This window comes from Streptococcus sp. 45, from assembly GCF_900108865.1.
GTDB lineage: Bacteria > Bacillota > Bacilli > Lactobacillales > Streptococcaceae > Streptococcus > Streptococcus ruminicola.
Genome location: NZ_FNXZ01000003.1, coordinates 64,189 through 83,827, shown reverse-complemented (window position 1 = coordinate 83,827; position 19,639 = coordinate 64,189). Strand labels below are relative to the sequence as shown.

Here is a 19,639-nt window from a genome sequence, read left to right as displayed (position 1 = left end):
TGTATGGTAATTTAAAAACAACTTTTAAAATTACAGAGATTTTCAAAAAATATCATGAAAAAATACGAACAAATTTTTAAACAAATTGAACACGAAATTACATCAGGTCATTATCAAGCTGGTGACTTTCTACCAACAGAAAATGAATTGACCCAGACTTACCACATGAGTCGTGACACTATCCGGAAAGCCTTGAGTTTACTAGCAGAAGCTGGTTTGATTCAAAAAATTCACGGTTCTGGCTCACAAGTCATCAAGCGTGAAACCATTGATTTTCCAGTTTCACAACTCACAAGCTATAAAGAGCTGGTTGATAGTTATGGCATTGATTCCAAAACCAATGTCATTTCAATTGATAAACTGATTGTCGATGAAAAATTAGCTGCGCTGACTGGTTTTAAAAAGAATAGTTTAGTTTGGCGCGTGATTCGCCAGCGCGTGGTTGATGGCACAGCTTCTGTCCTTGATATCGACTACCTAGATAAGGCAATCGTGCCTAACATGACACGAGAAATTGCCCAACAATCGATTTATCAATACCTTGAAAAACAATTGCACCTGCTGATTGCTTACGCTCAAAAGGAAATCACCATTGACCAGCTCAACGACCGCGACAAGTTGTTACTAGACATCGGCGCCGAGCACCATGTCGTCTCTGTCAAATCAAAAGTCTACCTAGCCAATAAACAACAATTCCAACTCACTGAAAGCCGACATAAACTTGAAAAATTCCGTTTTGTCGATTTTGCCACACGAACTAACGAAAAAAACTAGTCAGCCAAAAAGCTAACTAGTTTTTATTGTCGACATTTCCGATAAAACATCACGCTTAGTAACATCACGATAAAGATACATACTGCAATTACTGGAGCAACTAGTAATGTTTCTACTTGGCTAGCTTCCGAAACGACTCTCACGTCATTTTTTAGTGTTGCTACACGATGTCCCCGCACCAAAAGACGGTGAGTGTTGACGCCGTAAGGCGTACAGGTAATTAGAGTGACATAATCCTGATTTGGGTCAATCCGTAATGCTGAAACTTCCTGCGGAAGCACCGTCAATATTTGATCTACTTGATAAGTCAACGTTTCATCTAAAACCTGAATTAAGAATATATCTCCTTCTACCAAATGATCAATATCTGTAAACAATCTTGCTGATGGCAAGCCTCTATGACCAGAAACCACCGCATGACTACCTTTTCCTCCTATAGGAAAAGATGTTCCCGGAATATGACCAATAGCTACTTGCAAAACAGTCTCGTCTGTCCCGTGATAAATAGGAAGTGTGGTATTTAACTTTGGTATCTCAATGTAAGCCATAATCCCTGATTTTGATACCTTGAAAGTTTCATTGTAAAGAGTTTTGTCGTACCCACTTACCTGTAAACTCGGTGTCACGTTTTGAGGAAGTTTTTCATTATAGACACGCGCCTCTTCTCGCAAACTATCCTTTTTACTCTCTTCCATATCCTCAACATCTTGCAAATAAGAAGCTACTGCTTTTGACTGATGAAATGAATTCCAATAATCACTAACTGTCGGATACAAAACCAAGGACAAACCAACTAGTAGCAAACTAATCAATATAGCTGTAGCAAAATTCTCTTTGAATTTTCTAAATCGCATTACATTTTTCTTTCTAAAAATAGGAAAGGGAGTGACTGTAACCAATCACTCCCACTATCAAGTTGACAAGGTTGTAAACAAGAACTTTACAAAAACAGTCCTTGGTGTAAAGTGTTAACGCTGATAAATAACCTTGCTTTATTGACTTCCTACGATAAAACTAGAGCCTATTATTACTTAGTATCCATACGTTTTTTGGTTACTAACAGGATACCAGCAACCAAAATAAGTGCCGAACCTAGCACGTAAAGGAGTGCTGTTCCTTTACCACCAGTTGATGGTAGACGTGCTCCTTTTTGGTTGATAATATCAGTTGACAAACTACCTTCAGTAACTGCTGCCGTAAAAGCAAGCTCACCACTGGCTGCATCTCCTGAAAGAGAGGTCAAAGCAGGATTGTCTGATAAGGTATCATGCTCTGCGGTTACTGTGAATTCAACATCATCAATTTTATTGTAACCATCTGGAGTGGTTGTTTCTGAAAGTTTGTAACTACCATCGTCAAGACCTGAGAAGGTAAATGTTGTTGCTTCGCTAGCTGAGATTGTCTTAACTTCCTTCCAAGCATCAGCAACTTTTTTGAAAAGGGTAAATCCAGCACCTGCCAAAGGTTTACTGTTTTCGTCAACTTTGTTGACAACAACTTTATAAGTAAAGACAATTACGGTGTCTTCTGGTGTTTCTGTAGTACTACCAGCAGTTCCTCGACTATTTGGGTTGTTTGAGTAAATCAATTTAGCTGTATTTGGGTTGCCAACTTTACCAATAACAGCCTTTTTATTAAGTGTGGCAGTGTATTCAACCACAATTTTAGATGAAGCCGTAACACCTGAAATAGTTTTTAGATTAGCTATTTTAAAATGCAATCCATCAGCAGTTTCAATGGTAAAGTTCTTTGTAACATCGTCTTTTTGATTACCATTTACAAGATAAATTTTAGCATCTTTGTTATAAGTTAAACCATCTGAGAGAGAATCTGTAATTTCAAAATAATAAGTTTCATAGCTATCGAAATTACTTGGCAAAGTAGCGGTCAATTGGAAAGGCACACTATCGTCAAAATCGTAATCAGCTGAATCTTGCCAATCTGTCTCCTCACCTTTACTATCATTTGTATCCTTGACCTTTTTCTCAAAGCTTGGAATATCAGTCTTTGGTGTTACAGTAACATTTCCAACAACTTCTAAGATATAGTTAGTGTAGGCTTCATTACTACCAACTGTTTTATTTTGCACAAGATAATACCCCGCTGAAAGGTCTGTCAAGCCACCAGCGTTTTGAAGGTATTTTCCAGCTTCCTTAGCAAATTCTTCTGCTTGAGTGACTGTAAAACCTTCTGCCCCTATCACTTCAGCAAGAGCTGCGGCAGAACTCACTTTGTATTTTTCTTGTAAAGCAGTTCGACCTGTTTCTGTAATGCCATCTCCCCATTTAATATTTGAAAGAGTTTTTCCATCTTCTGATAACGTTCCTGTAAAGATACGGTACGATTCATAAGTGCCATTACCACCGTTATCAACAGTGATGTCATAAGCCTTTGCTTTGCCAGCTGAAAAGGCAAAAACAAGAGCTAGCAAGGCTGCCAAAAATAATTTAATCTTTTTCATCATAAGTCCTTTCCTTTAAATCAATATAAATATTTACTTCAAGGCAGTTACTCGTCTTCGTTAAGCAACACCACCTTTGCCGTATATAAATGCTATCAACACCCCTACAACAATCAGTATGCATATTGCTCCAAGAACGTAGTACCAAATACCACCTTTACCACCCGTTTTGGGTAAAGCGTATCGTTTCTGCGCAGTATTTTTCATAACAATAAGAGCCGAATCTGAAGCCAAGGCAAGAGTCGATGGTTCTTCCGATACTTGAGCTCCATTATCATAACTAATGTCAAATCCACTAGTTGCATGCTCTCGAACATAGTAAGTATAAGTAACAGTCTTTTGAGCATCTGTTATTGGTAAATTAGAGTAAGTTTTTGTCCAATCATCTGAATGACTCATAGTCTCACCAGACTTATAAAACGTCTCAGTTCTTTCTCCATTTTCCTTTGTTGCGACTTGTATCACATCATATACAATCGAACCGTCTGCACTGCCGATTTCCTGACCATCTGCATCGAACCATTGCTTTTTAACCGTAAGATTAATAGTCTTGGCTTTTTTATTTTCAACAAAATCAGAACCATTATTCTCTGAAAGATTTGTTAATTTTGGAAGAGTTATTGGCAAAGCCGAAAAACTACCATCCTCATCCCAATAGAAATAGTGTTTAGAAGGATTATCTGGCAACTCGTATCCTGCCGGAGCTTGTGTCTCCTTAACATAGTAAATCTGATCTTCTTGATAGTTACCCGAAGAGTAGACGATAGAAATAAGCCCTTTGGCATTTGTCTGATAAGTCGTCACGATTTCATCGTTACTATCATCTGAGTCACCGTCGTACTTATAAACAGTAAAGACTGCACCTTCTAAATCTAAGCCAAAATTATCCGCATCAACTTTGCTAATAATATAAGCTTTCTCAGTATCAAATCCAGAACTTGTTCCCGTTCTTTGCCAATGAACTGTCGTTGTGGTGTAATCTGAGCCATTTGCTACACCTTCAAGCGTCGCCGTATTGTGAGGATAATAATAAGCGGCAGCATCTTCATTTGGTTTTGTTAATTGATAAGAGTAATCAAGAATATAAGCCTTAGAATCTTTCATTGTCACCACTAAGGTGTGATAATGATTGCCCCACCCATCATCTGTTGAACTTATCTTCCAAGCCCATTCGCTGGCTGGAACTTCAGTACCATCAGTGTAGTAAAGTTTCACTGAATCTTGAATAAGATATTCAGAAATCACATTTGACCAATTATGCATAACATCCGTCAAAGTTATCGTGTCTGAGCCTTCAACTAAATCATCTGCTTGAGGATTGATTGACAAGCTGTAAGACAACTGACGTTTGGCATTATCCCATTCACCTGATTTAGCAATTGGTTTAACATCAGGCGTTGTAGAGTTCCCCTCATCTGAACTAAACGTTACTTCTTGCGTCTGATTATCTGAGCCATAATCCTCACCATTGACCGTAACAGAAACATTATTTGTGAGAGATTTGACTAACTTAGAACTGCCTTCTGTAAAAGCATCGTAGTGAGTTGTAAAAGTCATCCAAAAATCACTGTTCCCACCAACGTTGTTCTTTAAACTCTTGCCATCAGTTGTCGTGAAATCTAGCGTTACCACACCATCACTTGAAACTGTTCCGTTTAAAGCAATGTTATAGGTTCCCCAGCCGTTAGTTCCTTGTGTCAGCGAGTTGTTCTCAAAATTAGCATTAATTTGTCCCCAACGTTGACCATATGATAGACCTATTAAGCTAATACCTTCTGGCAAAGTATCCGTCACTACCATACTTGTAGCACTATCATCTAACTCAACTTTGACCATCCAAGTAACCGTTCCGTCAGCACTTGTCGTTTTAGTTGTTCCAGAATTACCATGGCCATCAGTTTTGACGACGTTAGAGTCCTTACTATAATTGTACTCCGTACTAACACTGTGAGTTCCTGATATGATGTGATTACTATAACGTTGATTAGAACTCTTCTCCAGGCTAATCATTGATCTATAATGAATCATGACATCCTTTGAAGATGTTTTATCAGCTGTTAGAGTCACTTTAAACTCTGTATAGTGAACATTATCTCTTAAATGGCTGTAATCCGTATAATCAGAATAAGATTGACGTGCCTCTAATGTAAAATTGTTCTTTCCTAAAACTTCTTCTAATCGGTGGTAAAGATCTTCCAACTGCGCTTTAGTGTACCAATGAACATCAGCGTTTGGACTCCACGGATCTTTCAATGTATCTGTAAACACTGTCCCCTTTTTAAGCACTCCTGAATTTGGCATTTTTATCTCAACATCCCAAACCACTTCTCTGACACCTGGTTCAGATAACTCCATGACCTCTGACACTTCTTTGGTAATATCTCCTGTTCCTGGAAGAGTTACTTCAGCTTCCTTACTCGTCTGGTCATTTTTGGTTGAGCTTTTGCCATCATCATCTAAAACAACTTTGTTTTTGATGGTACTATCGTCCCAGCCTACATCCGTAAAATCAACTGGCGTTGTGTAAGTAATGGTATAGCTATTTGTATTTTTACCATTTGTAAGGGCGCTGAAGCGAATGCCTGAAATTTTTCCATTCTTGTATTCGATAGTCGCACCAGCATCTGGTGAAATGGTTAGGTCACTGGTTGCCGCAAACATCTCATCGGTTAATCGGGCACCAGCAATATCACTTTGTCCCTCGTTCACCTTAATTTCCCAAGTAATGGTCCTATCAGCTGCATTGTAAGTGCCTTTTTTATCAACCTGATTTAGAGCTAAAGTTACTTGAGAACTACTTGTATGTGACTGTTTATCACTTGTATCTGTCTGCGAACTTGCACTCACCGTGTTATTTGCCGTAACTGATGAACCAGCTGTTAAACCAGAAATCTTATAACGGTAAGTAATGGTATAAAAGTGCCCAATTAGATTTCCACTAGCATCCACACCTCCTGAGTGCAATTGAGGAAGTGTCATATCCAAACTATTACTTGCTGCCTTAAACTGGTAAGTGTAAGCACTTGAAGTAAGAGTTTCTGTCGCAATCACATTTTCTGAACTGCCAGCGTAGCTTGACTTGGTGACACTGACAGAATCAATAGCAGCCAGAGAAATGCCTGATGCTTTCAGAATATCTTTTATAGCAATTGAACTTGGTGTGCCGTATTTCGAATCAACTTTTACGGTATAGGTTAAATAAGGCGTATCAGCATCATAAGTGACCGTACCTGATTTTGAAGTCGTCAAATCGTAATTTTTCTTAATCGAATCTTCAGGAATGGTCACAATCAGATCATCTGAATAAACAACTTGATAACTTCCATCATTTTGCTGGTAGTCACTACCGTAAGTAGCATCATATTTTATCCAACCTTTAGACTGTGTGCCATCGGTAATATCATTGACATAACTCTCAATAAAAGCAATCAAGATATAATATTTTCCCGTGACTTCGTCATAAACAAAGCGATAAGTGTAAGCATCAACTTGATTCGTATCCTTGCCGATATATTCTGTCCCAAGATTTATATCTTGCCCAATAGCAGTCCCATTGGGTAGTTCTAGATAATAATACCTATCTGCAACCAGATGAGCCTTAAAAATCGTGTAATCCAATTCCAAATCAACTGTCAAAACTTTTGTTGCTAAATTTTCTTCAACAGTTTTTTCATCATAAGAATAACCCGTTAAGTATTCTGTAAAATCTGCATAAGTTACCCCAGCTAAGGTATACGTAGAAAAGGAATCCGACTTAAAGCCAATACTTTTAACATTTTCTGAACTGTCCTGCTCAATATTGGTGTCACTTTCGTGCGTCAAATCTTCTACATGGTTGATATCATTACCAATGAAATGATATAACTTCCAGCTGCTTTGCAACTTCGAACTAGTTATCGCAGCATTGAACTGCAAGGAAACAGTGACTTCTTTTTGAGGTTCAACTTCCTGACCAGCCGCATTAATAAAAGAAATATCATAAGATAATGCCTTAGACAGGCTCTGCTTTGTTTCACGTAAAACAGTAGATATTTTTTGATTAATCTCTCCCGTGTCTGCTATCGGTCTAACTTTCAAAGAGACCTCCTCTGTAAAAGTCCCTTGCGTAAAATCTGCCACTACTGTTAGGTTATCAGCTGTTTCTTGCAACCGTCTAGCTTCTAAAGACGTATCTAAAGAGGTCTGACTGTCTTTCTGTTCTGATGTTTCTTGTTCAGAACTTGAAGCTTCCATTTGCATCTTTTCTTCTGAGCTTTCTAGTTGCTCGGTAGAAACATTTTCAGCTGATTGCACCAGAGCTGAACGATTATCCGTACTGACAGTTAGGGCGGGTAAAATTAAAGCATAAGTTGTACAAAAAACGACAATAATCGATAAAGCCAAAGCTATCCTTGCAATAACACTTTCTCTAAGCCTCAGCTTAAATCGAGTCATCAGATTGAGCCACAGCTTTTTCATAAGAACTCCTTTCTTTTGCTATAAATCCTTGTTACTCAATTGCTCCTAAGCGTGTTAGCGGCCAAATCCGAAAGGTTAATTTTCCAACGATTTGATCTTCACTAACCGTACCAACCGCCTTATTTCGAGAATCTATCGACACACTGCGATGATCTCCCATAACAAAATAATGACTATCTGGAACTTGATAGGGTAAATTAATATTAGTCTCTCCGTAAGCCCTTTCATGTTTTTGCAAATAAAGCTCTTTCAATTTTTTACCATCAACAGAGACATTACCTTTTTTATCTATGTTGACCCATTGACCAGATGTTGCAATCACACGCTTTACTAGAATCTTGTTATTATAATAAAAAGCCACTACATCACCTTGTTCCAGACGTTTACTATTGACAGAGACTACCATATCCCCAGCCTCCAAATTAGGTGTCATAGAATTGCCATAAATTTGTAGAACTGGTAACCAAATGCTCGCTACTAATACTGCTGACGCAGCCACTGTAATCAAAGCAAAAATCGTTCCTCTGAGCGTCCGAAAATAACGCTCTCGATACTTTACTTTGCTTAGTTCTTTTAATAGTTCCTTTGAATCAGGTAAATCACTTATGCTTATTCCTTGCGTCCTGACAGTACAAAACTTTTTCATTTTGACTACAAATCCTTTTTCGTTTCTAATGACTCCTAACAAACTCCTAGGCTTAATATGACAGCCTTTTTTCCGAATTAATTTTATCCTCATATCTAGTAAAAAGCTATCATTTTTTATTTACACAGCGTAAACCCAAAACCAATAAAATTAGAAAAAATATGGACACAATGTTAATTTATCAAGGTTTACAACCTGTAGATTAGCAAAAATGTCCAATTATCTTTCTTTTCTAATAATGAGAAAAACTCTTTTATTTTATGGTAAAATACAAACTATCATTGGAGGAAAACACTATGGCAAGATACACACGTGAAAAAATCATAGGTGCCTTTTTCGAATTAGTCGCAGAAACTCCCCAAAAGACAAACTTTACCATCTCTGAAATTGCATTAAAAGCTGGTGTTTCTAGACAAGCGATTTATCAGAAACACTTTAGAAATTTTAATGAAATTATCACTTATGTCGACGACTACATCATCTGGGAAATTCGCCAGTGGTGTCGTCATTATGACAAAGAAAAAGATGGCAATCCCATGGACTATGTCGCTGATAAACTGCTACCTTTTGTCTACGATAAAAGAGAACACTTAAGACTCTTACACACAGCTGCTATTACCCAACCATTTGAAGATACCATCGTATCTACCTACACTGAGTGGGCAATAGACATCATTCGTCCCCAAAGCGAAACCTTTAATCTCCCCAAAGACGTCTTAACCAAAATTATCGTGGAACAAATCGTTGTCATTATCAAAACTTGGCTCCTTCAAGAAGCACCTATGCCACCCCAAGAATTTAAAAAAGACTTTTTAAATTTAGCAAAAGCCCCTTTATATTCTTATTACACCATGGAAACACAAAAAAGCTAGAGACTAAGTCTCTAGCTTTTTGGATTCTACTCAAAACGAACACCGATTCTAATATCTGTATAAACAGTTCCGTTAATCTTTGAAGACATGAAAAAGATTGGTGAAGCTTCTTCAGCATCATCCTCAATTAACATAGCCTGTAGTTTTTCTAAAGCTTTATCAAAATCCTCAGGATTTGTGCTTGATATACGAACACCATACATGGTCGAAATTGAAAAATAACTGTTAAATTCTGCTAACTCAACTTCTTCTCCTAGATAGTCTTCATTCACAGGTAAATAAACCGTAATATCTAGCATACCATCATGACCTTCTACTTGAGGTTTGAATAAAACAAATCAGTCTTTAAGGTGTAACCAGCAGCTGTGATACTATCTAAGGCATCTTTAAAAGCAATCCCTATCTTATCTACCTCAACAGTATAATTAACACTCCAAACATTAGATAGCGTTAAGGTTTGATTGCGTCCTTCTAAAATCTCTGTCATTTCAATTTTCCTCCGGAATAATAATATCCGCAAATAATTGACCATAAACCGGTGTAATGATTAAAAAGAGTTTATCAGGAATAGCCAGACCTTCTTCTCGCATGTAATCTTTCATGCTATTTAAATGTTCATCAAGTCCTTCCTCAAAAGGCACTCGCTTGCGCACACCTTTTATTTCTAAGCTTGGTACATACGTAAAATCATCAGTTGAAGCAACCTCAGTGTTAATTGGAATATAAACATCATAAGTTTGTTTTTCTTCTTGATATTGTGACGGCGTAATTTCAAAAAATGTTGGACCATCTTTATAAATACCAAATTCAAATGGCAAATACTCTGTATATTCAAATAAAGCTGGCAACTGATCTACCTCAATACGAACCGTCTTTTTCACTAAATGTGTTTGCTTAATAATAGCTTTTTCAATCATTTTAACTCCCTTTTATTTAAATCTCTCTTTATCAAAATGTTGTTCTTGTAACGTCTCATTTAATGCATTCACTGCTTTACTTTGAACTTCTGAAGCTTCTGCCAAATCAGCACCTTCATCATCCTTGTGACGGAGTGGGTAGAAAGCCATGTACCATGCTAAATCTAGCATAATAGAACAAAACATTGCTAGGCCCCAGAATAGGTAGATAACATAATACTCTGAAACAAGATATGACATTAATAATCCAAACATTGCCAATAATAGAGGAGCTATGAAATAGGTGGTACTTACTATCTTTCTTAATTTAATCGAACGAAAATTACCATCTTTATCAGCAAGTACATAAGCTGCAATTGCATATAGGAAAATTGGATACAAGATAATGGAAGCTTCTTGTAAAATGATAAATTGTAAATTACCATCACCCCACGCTGTTGTTGATACAATTGGAGTTACAAAAAGTCCATAAATAAACATAAAATATGTTGAAAGTCCAACAAGAACCTGATTATTATGAAGAAAATCCCAAACTGTTAAAGATAAAGAAATCATCCAAATAATAATACCTAAGTAAAAAATTATTCTACTTAATACCATCGGGAGTTCAGAATCGCTCATAGTACCATAATACATTAAGAATATAAGAGGATATAAAATAAATAATCCTGATAAATTTCCCGAGCGAGACATTCCTTTTTTAACAGCCTCTTTTTTTCGCTTTTGCTGTAACTTTAAACGATCAATTAGTCCCATGCGACCATCAATCTTCCTTAATTTCATCTTTATCAAAATGTTTGTCTTGTAACGTGTCATTCAAAGCATTGACCGCTTGACTTTGAACTGTTGAATCAACAACCTCATCATCCTTGTGACGGAGTGGGTAAAGAATAAAGAACCAGCCTTTAATCAATGAATTAGCTAAAAGCATACTCACACTCCAAAATAAATAAGTACAATAATAATCTGAGATAAAATACGTTAAAGGCAATGCAACAGGAACAACTATTAAGACTGGTAAAGATATAAAATAATTAAATCTCTTCTTAATCTTATCTGATTGAATAATTTTTCCATCTTTATCTACTAAACTATATGCTGCAACAAGATAACTAATAACCGGCCATAAAATAATTGAGACTTCTTGTAAAATAATTAATTTTAAGCTACCGCCACTCCAAGCAGTTGTTGCAGAAATTGGTAGGGTAAAAAGTATATAAATTCCAAGTAAATACAGAGAAAGCCCTGTAAAAAATTTATTATGTTTGAAGAAGGCTAGAATAGTAATTAAAAACGCGACTCCCCATATAAAAATCCCAGCATATAATATTAATTTTCCTACTAAAAGTGATAATTCTGATTCACTCACTGTACTGTAAAACATAAAAAATGCTATCGGGTAAAAAATTAATAAAGTGCTGCAATTACTTGCTTGATTTACTCCGCTTGTTACACTAATTGACTGATACTTCAACAATATCTTAAAACGCTTAATTAAACCCATTTTGCCAGCCTTCCATTCCTTTTATAAAATCACCACAACCCTTGATAGTTGAATTTGCCATAGATTTTATATTACCTGTAATATTATATTTTTTATCCAATAAATCAATTCCTTTAGCCACTCCTACACCAACTGCTACTCCAACTAACCCTGTAGCAATCACAGGCGCTCCTGCCCCAATAACCATTCCTGCCAATGCCGCTCCTGCTGTAGCTGCAGCCGTACTTGCGACTCCTTTAACGGTAGCTTTAGCTGCATCCACGACAAAACCTGTCGCTACACTGGCTGAAACTTCTGCTCCATGTAACCCTTGTCTTTTAGCTTGGGTTTTATTTTTTTCAACATTACCAAAAGTCTCAACCACACCATCTACAACATTAAGAACAGCTACACCCTTCGCAAATTTTGAACCAGTTTTTAGAGCTGTTCCAATATTTGATTCCTTAAACGCTGTTTTCACACCTTTAGTGATTCTACCAGATTTCTTGGTAGCCTTAATCACATTTTTTAGTGTTTTTGTATTAAATGCTTCCTCAGCTTCAGAAATCACATTAGATTTTGTTCCTCTTACAACACCTTTCGCAATTTCTTTGGCTTTAGCTGCCCCTTTTAAGCCATCCTTTTCAATTGTTTTTAATGACTTTCTGACTTCTTTTGAATAATCCGTTTCACCAAGTGTTTTCATCATTTTTTCAAAACTCTTAGTCACTGTTTTATTGCCATGATATTGAACAATACTGTGTAACTTTTTCTTTTTTAAGAGTTTTACTTGTTCCAAAAACAAAATCCAAAACACGGTCAACAGTTTTCTCGGATTTTTTAATGATTGTATTTCCAAGTCGATCTTCTGAGAAACGATATTCAGCATAAGCTGAGATTGCCCACTTTTTAGCAGTTTTATAGTATTTTTTACCCACCAAGTAAGGTGCTGTGATACTACCAACAGTCGCTTCTATCATTAACACCTACAGAAAAAGCGCAAAAGCGCCTTAAAATCAATCAATCTGTTTTCGTGGAATTTTCAAATTTTCTTCCCACTCATGATAAACTTTTAAAAATCTGTCCTCTTCATCATCATGATAGCCCTCAAAAACAACTTCATCGATATTCTCATGTTGGAAGAATAATGTTGAATTTGTTTGAAGACCTGCTGGATAAAGAGCCCCCATATAATCTGCAAAGACTTGTTCACCAGTTTCTGGATCTTCAAAAATGGCCCCACGACCAACAATAACTATTTTTTGTGTTCCTTCTTCAAGATAAACAATACTTCCAAGTGGTAACAATTCTTTTGATTTATTCATGTTCTAGTAGCTCCTTGTGTTTTTTCAAATATTTCTTTCCATACCATTCTTCAAGAGATTTACCCTCCCATTCACGGTACTCTTCAGGGTATTTGAGTTTGTAATAAGCCTGTAAAAAATAGGGAGTTCCTATAAATATTACAACTGCAGGCATTATAATATTCATTATTAGTAATGCTAATAATATTCCAATATTCTCTAAAAAATTCGAATTTTTTCCTGAAAACATAGAAATTAATTGCTTAATAATAACAGCAACTCCTAATAGCCCCATACCATACATTGATATCAGCTTTGCTATTTTATCAATTTTTCTAAGTTCATTAGTCTCACTATATATTATCTTCCGAGCTCCTCTTAATTCTACCGATACCATAAAATATATTAAAATTATCCAGATAATCATTATTACTAAAACAATCCAAAATGGCAGATTAGAAAGTAGAAGTCCTAAAATTAGCAAATCTAATTCAATATATAAAATAACCATATAGGTAAAATTATGGAATTGATAACGATATGGTAAAATAAATACCTGACTGAAATACTTCCCAACGATTACAAACAATAACCATATACACAACAAAACCAAATAAACCTGCCATGTTAAGAAATTATAATTAGAAGGGTTAAGATGTAACCCATTTGATTGATTATTTGTTAATTCGGTAGAAGCGACTGACAATAAATAATTAAAACAGACTGGGAAAAGCAAAGTTAATATAAAAGCTTGCATTTTAAAACTAAATGTTGGCTTCCCGTTAATAACTTTCCGTGCTAATTTATCATGTTGCTCTTGCTGAAGTTTTCGAAATCCATCGTCTTCTAAATTAAGACTTTCTTCAAAACTTGCATTAAATATTGATTTTTTCATGTTAGTCATCCAACACCTACTGCCTTTCCAATTCCACTAAATGTAGTTGATATAGATTTACCAACAGTTTTAACTGTTTTTCCTATATTTTCTTTAGTTTTATCATAAAATTTCATTGTTAAGTCTTCAGCAGTATCCAGCACTCCTGTCTTATCAAGAATATATATTCCTAATCCAACACCTGCTCCCACAACTGCTCCAGGGAACCCTCCTCCAACCGCTGCTCCAATGGTTGCACCTTCCAACGGTCCTACACTTTTAACTGCTGAGAAGGTCCCAACAATAACACCTTTGCCGATATCTTTAGTCTTTGCAAATTCTTTAGCCCCACCAGAAACACCAGAAACAGCTACATCCGCAAAAGTTACTACCGTGGCAGCTTTCCCGGCAAATTTCACTCCTTTTCCTAAAATTTTAAAAGTTCCACTTACTTCACCACCAGTTTTTGCTGTTTCTGAAATAGCTTTATAAAATTTTGTGGATTTCAAACCTTCTTTTACAATGCTTTTTAGAGGATCAGCCACCTTTTTAGCACCATCAAATACTTTAGATGTCCCGGCAATCATTGCTCCTAATTTAGTATTTTTGGCTGCATTACCAAATTCCTCGTACTTCATTAATCCTTTAAGAACGTAAGTGGCAGCTTTTTCTCCTTTTTCGCCAGATTTTGCCAATCCCCACATAATTTCTTTAAAGCCTTCTGACTGTTTTATAGACTTAATAAATTTACTTGGTAAAAGTTTAAAAGCTTCACTTAAATATTTCGCCGCATCACTATCCATAACTTTTTGGAATTCTTTATAATAGTCGCTGCCCCTTTTCTCCAATGTTAGCAAAATTGGTGTTGGTAATGAATTTGTTTCTACCATATACCCACTGTATTTAGAATCATACAAATTCTTGGCGAGTTCGTTTTTTAGCTGGTCACGTCTAGCCTTACCGCTAACAACAAGCTTAGTTTCTTTAACTTCTGTCTTGAAAGCTGTTTTCTTGTAGAAATCTTTAGCTTTCTTGCTGGTGTATGAGCTACTTCCTAGGTTAGATAAACTTCCAATTTGCGTATTTTGTTCGTCTAGGATGTCGCCTGCTTCACTGGTGAAGACGGTATTATTGAAAGTTCCCATGTCTTTGATAGTGTTAGTTAGGACTTTCTTGGCTCCTCTAAATTCTGAAATGGCATCATCCGTTGTCACTTTAGTTAGTGTGACAATGTCTGCGACATCATCAATTGCCTTGTTAATCGCGTCAGAGCTTGTCTTTAGTTGCTCTAGCGGTGAATCAAATTTGTCCACCATTTGTTGTAAGACATCCGTGTCGATAATGGCAGAGTCGCTATTTTCACTCACAATACTCTTAAAAGTGCTAATGAGATTATCATAACCTTGTGAGATGACATCCAAGCTGTTCACATAGTTAGTTAACAAAGGCACTTGGTAATTAGTGATTTTATTGTCAATCGCATCTTTAACGTCACCTTTTAGAGCCTCTGAATTAGCTGCACTTTTTAGCTTTTTCTTTGCACTTGATAGTTGACTCTTTGTTTGGCTGATAGAGCTTTTGAGGCTATCGCGCTGCGCTATTACCTCGCTCATCTTAATCTTCATAAATCTCTCCCTTTGGATACAACGTTGAGAAAATTTTATCATAAAAATAAGCTCGACGTAACTCTTCATCACAATAATGCTTGTCACGCGCATCCGTATAACCTTCTGAAATCACACGTTTAACAAAAAGATTACTAATCAAAAGCGGTTGCGTCTCAAAATCCATGCCATACGGCCAGACATAGCCAATATAATCAGCATAAGCTGTCTGATTATTGACCAAAGCACGGCGTCCTGTAATAACAACATTAAAATCCATATTTTCTCGAGCAAAAGAACTCACCAATTCTTCAGGTAAAAGCTCCTTATCAAGCTCAACAATACTGCCTAAAGGATAAATTTTGCCAAATAACAAGTCCACGTATGATAAAAATGCTTGAAATAGTGGCAATGACAAGTCCAACTGACCATCTGGTCTGCTAATCGTCACCTTGCCTAAATCGTAATCAAAGGTAAATTCATAAGAGGCTCCAATAATTGGATGGTACTGATAAGCTTTTTCTTCATCCAAATAAGCCAAATGGCAAGCTGTAAAAGCATCTGGATGGCCTGAAAATACCAAAGCTAAGCTCTCCAAAAATTCGATATCCGCATCAGCAATTTGTAAAGATTTCAAAGCTTCTTTAAGCATTAGCAACCATTCATTTTGCATTATTTGCCTCCCTTACTACGTGTGTGCTCAGCTTCTTTAGCATCATCGTCAGCTTTATTCTTACCTACCTTGTACATTTTATCTGCATCATCCTTAGTAAAAGTCTTTAATTTCTTGATGGATGCATTAAACTTTTTGATGTTTTTATTAAAGTCAGGAAATGGTTTTAAGGTTGTCTCTGTAAATGTTAATGACTTCAGTTTACTAATGCCTTTTGTTGAAGAAGCAACGCCATCGGTCAGACTCTTCCACTCTTCTAAATCTACTCCCGTCTTTGCCATAAATTCTCCCCTTACATGCTACTTGCAGCCATACGATCGTACATCACAGCCTGTTGATCCCAACTACTAATTTGCGATGTTAGGCTTGAAATCGTAGTCTCCAGTTCAGCAATTTTATTATTAATAGATGTCAAATTATCATCTTCACTTGTCTTATAAGTTGATAACTTTTGAAGTGCCGCTGACATTTTTCCTTGATATTTAGCTTGACGGTCACCTACAAAATTTCCTGTGTCAACGTTATTTAAAGTCGACAAGGTCGATTTTTGACTAGACACTTGACTCAATTCACTAGTAATTTTAGATTTTGCCTTTTCCAATTTTTCTTTTTTGTCCATAGCAGCTTTGCGATTCGAACGCAAACTACTACTGTGACTACGACAAGTTCTAGCGCAGTCTTGATAATGCTTTGCATCTTGACTTCCCACAGTACTCTCCCTTTTTAAAATAAATGCAAGATAATCCAGATGCTAAAAGCACCCGGACTTATCATACTTAATTAGATTTTGGTTTGCTTGATTTCGTTAAGAAATATGTCACGATAATTGATAAAATACTTGAAACAAGAGCTGTCACAACAATCCAAATCTTATTATCTTTTTCTGCAACCACACCACTGGTTGTTTTTTTCGTGATGTTCACTGGATTAGACAAGAAATTCATGACTGCTTCATTATCTGTACCACCACTACGAGCATTTTTCAATACTTTAGAAAAGTTCGTAGCATATGTTGTGCTTTCTTGGATATTACCAGCTTGGCTGCTAATAAGTTTATTAGTATTTGCCATAGTATCATCAACATCTTTTTGAATCGTATTCACTTGAGAAACCAATTGTGTAAACTGGTCAGTCATTGTTCCCAATGCTTGGTAATTACTTGTTGTTGATTGAGCATTATCTGATGTTGATTTGACAAGTTCTGAAATACTGCTATAAAGAGCATCTCCACTAGAAGCATCCACATAAAGACTCGTTCCGTCTGCATTTCCACTGCCATAAGGAGCGACATTAAGTACCTTAGCTTGATTATGTGACCAATTTGAAAATTCCGCATTCAAACTATCGGCAGCTGAATTATACCAAGCCACTAAACTTTGTAAACCTTGTGCAAAGTAATTGCGAGGTAAACGCTCGTCAGATAAACCAGGTAAATCATTAATAGCTGATTGCAATTCAGTCATTTCATTAGTCAATTCAGTGTACAAAGTAAGCCCTGAATTTTTATAGTTATCAATATCAAGACCTGCAATATTATCGTACGTCAAATTGCCATACATTTTAACTACAGAGTTAGCTGATGGATTGGCTACATTGATTTTACTTAAATCAGTTTGGCCAGGTTCGCCGTATAAAGTTTGAACCATAGCAGCTGCTGTGCTGATATTGCTTAATTGCGCTAGAATAGCTTTTAAATCTTCTTTAACCAATGCCACATCATCTGCAGTGTCTGTCACAAAGGTTGTATAAGCCATTGGAATAGTACTGTCACCAATTTTCAAATTGAAGTTAATGGTATGAGTACCAACAGCAAGTGAATCAAAAGTATAGGCAATCTTCAAGCTTTGAGCGCTTGTGATCTGTTTACTTGTTGAGCAATCATCTGCAAATACAACTCTTCCTCCTGAAACGTCAGTAATGGCTACAGTTGTAGCATCTTGTTTTGTTTCAGTGCTTTCTTGAGAGTTTGTTTGCTTATCTTTTGATTCTGCTTCAGAAGCATCTTTAGCTGAATCAGTTACTTGTGTTGTTACTTGTGTTGATGTCGGTGCAACATTAATAGAAACTACATTTGACTGGCTAGGTTTAGCATCTTCAGCAGTTAAGAATGAATAAGTTGCTCCGCCAGCAGTTGTCACACCTTTTACTGCTTGGTATTGGTTAAGTAAGCCTAGTTTTGCTTGATAAGCAGCCACTTCGTCAGACGTGATAGCTCCCATGCTTTCTAGTTTTGAAAAGAGAGCGTTGTAATCAGCACTGTTAACATCGATACTTCCCATCAAATTAGCAATCTCTCCTTCATACTCTGATGGAAGAGTCCCGCCAAGTGAGCTCTTAATTTGATTAGCAAGAGCATCTTTTACTTGCTGATTAGTGATTTGATTTTGAACATCACCTTTAATAGCTGATTTACGGTCTTCTCGGTTACCAATTCCTAAATAATTATTTTTATCGAGCCCTAAGTCTGCATTGAAATATTGTTCAGATACTTTTGAGCGTGTTCCTTGAACCTGGTTCAATAAATCCATCAAGCGATTTCGAGTATTTTCAACTTGACTGCGATAATTTTCAATAATGCCATTATAATCTGAAATGCTATTAGCAAATAAATTATAAACGGTATTACCACCATTAGATTCACTTGTGATAGCTGATGGTGCGTAGAATTTATTTAAACTACTAAGAGCGTTATCGTTTAAGTTGTTATAAAGGTCTGTATCTGTTTTAAATTGATCTGAAATAGCTGTATTAGCGGTAGCGACATTACTTTTAGCAATATCTGCTTGAAGATCAACAAAACTTTTGACTTCTGGTAATTCCCCATTTAAACCATTACTTGTTGAGTTAAGCATTTCAAAAACGCCTTTGGTGAAATTCGCCTGACTATCTTCAAAGGCTTTGTTCCCTGATTGGAGAGCAGTCGCATAACTTGTTAAACCACCAAGGTTTTGACTAGCCGCATTTGATGGAGTGTAAATGTAGTTAGATAAGCTTGTATAGCTTGTTTCTTGGTCATTTACGATATTTGCAACATTTCGCTTGGCATCATCAAGATTTCCAATCACACTAGAGAAATACATTTTAATCACACGTTGATTAATCAAGTTCAAGTATGTGCCAACTTGGCTTTCAACATTTTTTTCTTTAACAGTGTCTGTTGATTTTTTAACTTTATAACCAATTTTAGCTTGTGACGGATTAAAACTTTCCAACTGAAGAATTTTGTCTGAAAAGTCGTTTGAAATATAAATAATGACATCTGCACTGCCATCACTATATTTACTTTCAGCTAAGCTACGTGGCATGGTAACCCAGTTCTCTTTGGAATCCCCTGCATTTGTTAATAAATTCGTGAATTCTTGACCGAAGTTATAATTGACATTATTTAAGTTACCACCTGCATCTTCATTAACCAAAGCAACGGTCAATTGCTCGTCTTTTTTAGCTTTATCTGTCACTGAAACTTCTTTGTCTTGCGTATAAACAAAGACTCCTGATGAAATTGCCAAAATAGAAATGAAAACACTAAATGCAATCACTACAATACTTGGTTTAATCTTAATTTTTTTCATT

20 protein-coding genes are annotated in these 19,639 nt (G+C 36.3%); 2 read left to right on the top strand and 18 right to left on the bottom strand.

The window, feature by feature from the left end; all coding sequences use genetic code 11:
- Nucleotides 1–54 precede the first annotated feature (54 nt).
- On the top strand, nucleotides 55–774 hold the full coding sequence (gene treR / locus BMX18_RS06345; RefSeq protein WP_093815674.1) for a trehalose operon repressor: 720 nt from the start codon (nucleotides 55–57) through the stop codon (nucleotides 772–774).
- Between the two features lie 23 nt (nucleotides 775–797).
- Here the strand turns inward: treR and BMX18_RS06340 are convergent, their stop codons facing one another.
- The 4 genes from BMX18_RS06340 to lepB form a co-directional block, all read right to left on the bottom strand.
- Nucleotides 798–1,628, bottom strand: a complete 831-nt coding sequence (locus BMX18_RS06340) for a class C sortase (protein WP_093815672.1) — start codon at nucleotides 1,626–1,628, stop codon at nucleotides 798–800.
- A gap of 173 nt (nucleotides 1,629–1,801) precedes the next feature.
- Nucleotides 1,802–3,235 (bottom strand): isopeptide-forming domain-containing fimbrial protein, encoded by a 1,434-nt coding sequence (locus BMX18_RS06335; protein WP_093815795.1) that lies wholly within the window; start codon nucleotides 3,233–3,235, stop codon nucleotides 1,802–1,804.
- Between the two features lie 60 nt (nucleotides 3,236–3,295).
- On the bottom strand, nucleotides 3,296–7,693 hold the full coding sequence (locus BMX18_RS06330; protein ID WP_142350382.1) for a SpaA isopeptide-forming pilin-related protein: 4,398 nt from the start codon (nucleotides 7,691–7,693) through the stop codon (nucleotides 3,296–3,298).
- 31 nt (nucleotides 7,694–7,724) lie between these two features.
- A complete protein-coding gene (gene lepB, locus BMX18_RS06325) occupies nucleotides 7,725–8,339 on the bottom strand; it encodes a signal peptidase I (RefSeq protein ID WP_074965517.1) in 615 nt (204 codons plus the stop codon).
- A gap of 296 nt (nucleotides 8,340–8,635) precedes the next feature.
- Between lepB and BMX18_RS06320 the strand changes: the two genes are divergently transcribed.
- Complete coding sequence (locus BMX18_RS06320) at nucleotides 8,636–9,211, top strand: TetR/AcrR family transcriptional regulator (protein ID WP_093815668.1); 576 nt, start codon at nucleotides 8,636–8,638, stop codon at nucleotides 9,209–9,211.
- A gap of 26 nt (nucleotides 9,212–9,237) precedes the next feature.
- Here BMX18_RS06320 and BMX18_RS09490 read toward each other — a convergent pair whose 3' ends face one another.
- The 14 genes from BMX18_RS09490 to esaA all read right to left on the bottom strand — a co-directional run bounded on the left by BMX18_RS09490 (nucleotide 9,238) and on the right by esaA (nucleotide 19,638).
- Complete coding sequence (locus BMX18_RS09490) at nucleotides 9,238–9,510, bottom strand: hypothetical protein (RefSeq protein WP_257609274.1); 273 nt, start codon at nucleotides 9,508–9,510, stop codon at nucleotides 9,238–9,240.
- Between the two features lie 14 nt (nucleotides 9,511–9,524).
- A complete protein-coding gene (locus BMX18_RS09485) occupies nucleotides 9,525–9,698 on the bottom strand; it encodes a hypothetical protein (protein ID WP_257609273.1) in 174 nt (57 codons plus the stop codon).
- Between the two features lies 1 nt (nucleotide 9,699).
- The gene (locus BMX18_RS06310) at nucleotides 9,700–10,128 is read right to left on the bottom strand and encodes a hypothetical protein (RefSeq protein ID WP_045798370.1); all 429 of its coding nucleotides are present in this window, start codon (nucleotides 10,126–10,128) and stop codon (nucleotides 9,700–9,702) included.
- A 12-nt stretch (nucleotides 10,129–10,140) separates the two neighbouring features.
- The gene (locus tag BMX18_RS06305; protein WP_093815666.1) at nucleotides 10,141–10,884 is read right to left on the bottom strand and encodes a hypothetical protein; all 744 of its coding nucleotides are present in this window, start codon (nucleotides 10,882–10,884) and stop codon (nucleotides 10,141–10,143) included.
- 7 nt (nucleotides 10,885–10,891) lie between these two features.
- On the bottom strand, nucleotides 10,892–11,632 hold the full coding sequence (locus BMX18_RS06300; RefSeq protein WP_093815664.1) for a hypothetical protein: 741 nt from the start codon (nucleotides 11,630–11,632) through the stop codon (nucleotides 10,892–10,894).
- Nucleotides 11,619–12,410 (bottom strand): hypothetical protein, encoded by a 792-nt coding sequence (locus tag BMX18_RS06295; protein ID WP_257609272.1) that lies wholly within the window; start codon nucleotides 12,408–12,410, stop codon nucleotides 11,619–11,621. Before BMX18_RS06295 ends, BMX18_RS06300 begins: the two co-directional genes overlap by 14 nt.
- Nucleotides 12,346–12,591, bottom strand: a complete 246-nt coding sequence (locus BMX18_RS09480) for a hypothetical protein (protein WP_257609271.1) — start codon at nucleotides 12,589–12,591, stop codon at nucleotides 12,346–12,348. The genes BMX18_RS06295 and BMX18_RS09480 overlap by 65 nt, the downstream gene beginning before the upstream one ends.
- A 36-nt stretch (nucleotides 12,592–12,627) precedes the next feature.
- Nucleotides 12,628–12,936, bottom strand: a complete 309-nt coding sequence (locus BMX18_RS06290) for a DUF4176 domain-containing protein (RefSeq protein WP_074482304.1) — start codon at nucleotides 12,934–12,936, stop codon at nucleotides 12,628–12,630.
- Entirely contained in the window at nucleotides 12,929–13,819 is an 891-nt protein-coding gene (locus BMX18_RS06285) for a hypothetical protein (RefSeq protein ID WP_307770180.1), read from the bottom strand. Before BMX18_RS06285 ends, BMX18_RS06290 begins: the two co-directional genes overlap by 8 nt.
- A complete protein-coding gene (locus BMX18_RS06280) occupies nucleotides 13,816–15,414 on the bottom strand; it encodes a T7SS effector LXG polymorphic toxin (RefSeq protein WP_180366637.1) in 1,599 nt (532 codons plus the stop codon). Before BMX18_RS06280 ends, BMX18_RS06285 begins: the two co-directional genes overlap by 4 nt.
- The gene (locus BMX18_RS06275; protein WP_093815660.1) at nucleotides 15,404–16,066 is read right to left on the bottom strand and encodes a DUF4176 domain-containing protein; all 663 of its coding nucleotides are present in this window, start codon (nucleotides 16,064–16,066) and stop codon (nucleotides 15,404–15,406) included. The genes BMX18_RS06280 and BMX18_RS06275 overlap by 11 nt, the downstream gene beginning before the upstream one ends.
- Entirely contained in the window at nucleotides 16,066–16,347 is a 282-nt protein-coding gene (locus tag BMX18_RS06270) for a hypothetical protein (protein WP_027968281.1), read from the bottom strand. The genes BMX18_RS06275 and BMX18_RS06270 overlap by 1 nt, the downstream gene beginning before the upstream one ends.
- Before the next feature lie 11 nt (nucleotides 16,348–16,358).
- Nucleotides 16,359–16,775 carry a YwqH-like family protein gene (locus BMX18_RS06265; RefSeq protein ID WP_074869611.1) on the bottom strand — a complete coding sequence of 139 codons (417 nt, stop codon included), beginning with the start codon at nucleotides 16,773–16,775 and terminating at the stop codon, nucleotides 16,359–16,361.
- A 67-nt stretch (nucleotides 16,776–16,842) separates the two neighbouring features.
- Nucleotides 16,843–19,638, bottom strand: coding sequence for a type VII secretion protein EsaA (gene esaA / locus BMX18_RS06260; RefSeq protein ID WP_093815658.1), 2,796 nt, complete (start codon nucleotides 19,636–19,638; stop codon nucleotides 16,843–16,845).
- Between the last annotated feature and the right edge of the window lies 1 nt (nucleotide 19,639).

Excerpts from the sequence above, each read along its gene's own strand:
- BMX18_RS06280 (WP_180366637.1), bottom strand. The coding sequence starts at position 15,414 with ATGAAGATTAAGATGAGCGAGGTAATAGCGCAGCGCGATAGCCTCAAA.
- esaA (WP_093815658.1), bottom strand. The coding sequence starts at position 19,638 with ATGAAAAAAATTAAGATTAAACCAAGTATTGTAGTGATTGCATTTAGT.
- BMX18_RS06285 (WP_307770180.1), bottom strand. The coding sequence starts at position 13,819 with ATGACTAACATGAAAAAATCAATATTTAATGCAAGTTTTGAAGAAAGT.
- treR (WP_093815674.1), top strand. The coding sequence starts at position 55 with ATGAAAAAATACGAACAAATTTTTAAACAAATTGAACACGAAATTACA.
- lepB (WP_074965517.1), bottom strand. The coding sequence starts at position 8,339 with ATGAAAAAGTTTTGTACTGTCAGGACGCAAGGAATAAGCATAAGTGAT.
- BMX18_RS06305 (WP_093815666.1), bottom strand. The coding sequence starts at position 10,884 with ATGGGACTAATTGATCGTTTAAAGTTACAGCAAAAGCGAAAAAAAGAG.
- BMX18_RS09480 (WP_257609271.1), bottom strand. The coding sequence starts at position 12,591 with ATGATAGAAGCGACTGTTGGTAGTATCACAGCACCTTACTTGGTGGGT.
- BMX18_RS06270 (WP_027968281.1), bottom strand. The coding sequence starts at position 16,347 with ATGGCAAAGACGGGAGTAGATTTAGAAGAGTGGAAGAGTCTGACCGAT.
- BMX18_RS06320 (WP_093815668.1), top strand. The coding sequence starts at position 8,636 with ATGGCAAGATACACACGTGAAAAAATCATAGGTGCCTTTTTCGAATTA.
- BMX18_RS09485 (WP_257609273.1), bottom strand. The coding sequence starts at position 9,698 with ATGACAGAGATTTTAGAAGGACGCAATCAAACCTTAACGCTATCTAAT.
- BMX18_RS06290 (WP_074482304.1), bottom strand. The coding sequence starts at position 12,936 with ATGAATAAATCAAAAGAATTGTTACCACTTGGAAGTATTGTTTATCTT.
- BMX18_RS06335 (WP_093815795.1), bottom strand. The coding sequence starts at position 3,235 with ATGAAAAAGATTAAATTATTTTTGGCAGCCTTGCTAGCTCTTGTTTTT.
- BMX18_RS06310 (WP_045798370.1), bottom strand. The coding sequence starts at position 10,128 with ATGATTGAAAAAGCTATTATTAAGCAAACACATTTAGTGAAAAAGACG.
- BMX18_RS09490 (WP_257609274.1), bottom strand. The coding sequence starts at position 9,510 with ATGCTAGATATTACGGTTTATTTACCTGTGAATGAAGACTATCTAGGA.
- BMX18_RS06340 (WP_093815672.1), bottom strand. The coding sequence starts at position 1,628 with ATGCGATTTAGAAAATTCAAAGAGAATTTTGCTACAGCTATATTGATT.
- BMX18_RS06300 (WP_093815664.1), bottom strand. The coding sequence starts at position 11,632 with ATGGGTTTAATTAAGCGTTTTAAGATATTGTTGAAGTATCAGTCAATT.
- BMX18_RS06330 (WP_142350382.1), bottom strand. The coding sequence starts at position 7,693 with ATGAAAAAGCTGTGGCTCAATCTGATGACTCGATTTAAGCTGAGGCTT.
- BMX18_RS06275 (WP_093815660.1), bottom strand. The coding sequence starts at position 16,066 with ATGCAAAATGAATGGTTGCTAATGCTTAAAGAAGCTTTGAAATCTTTA.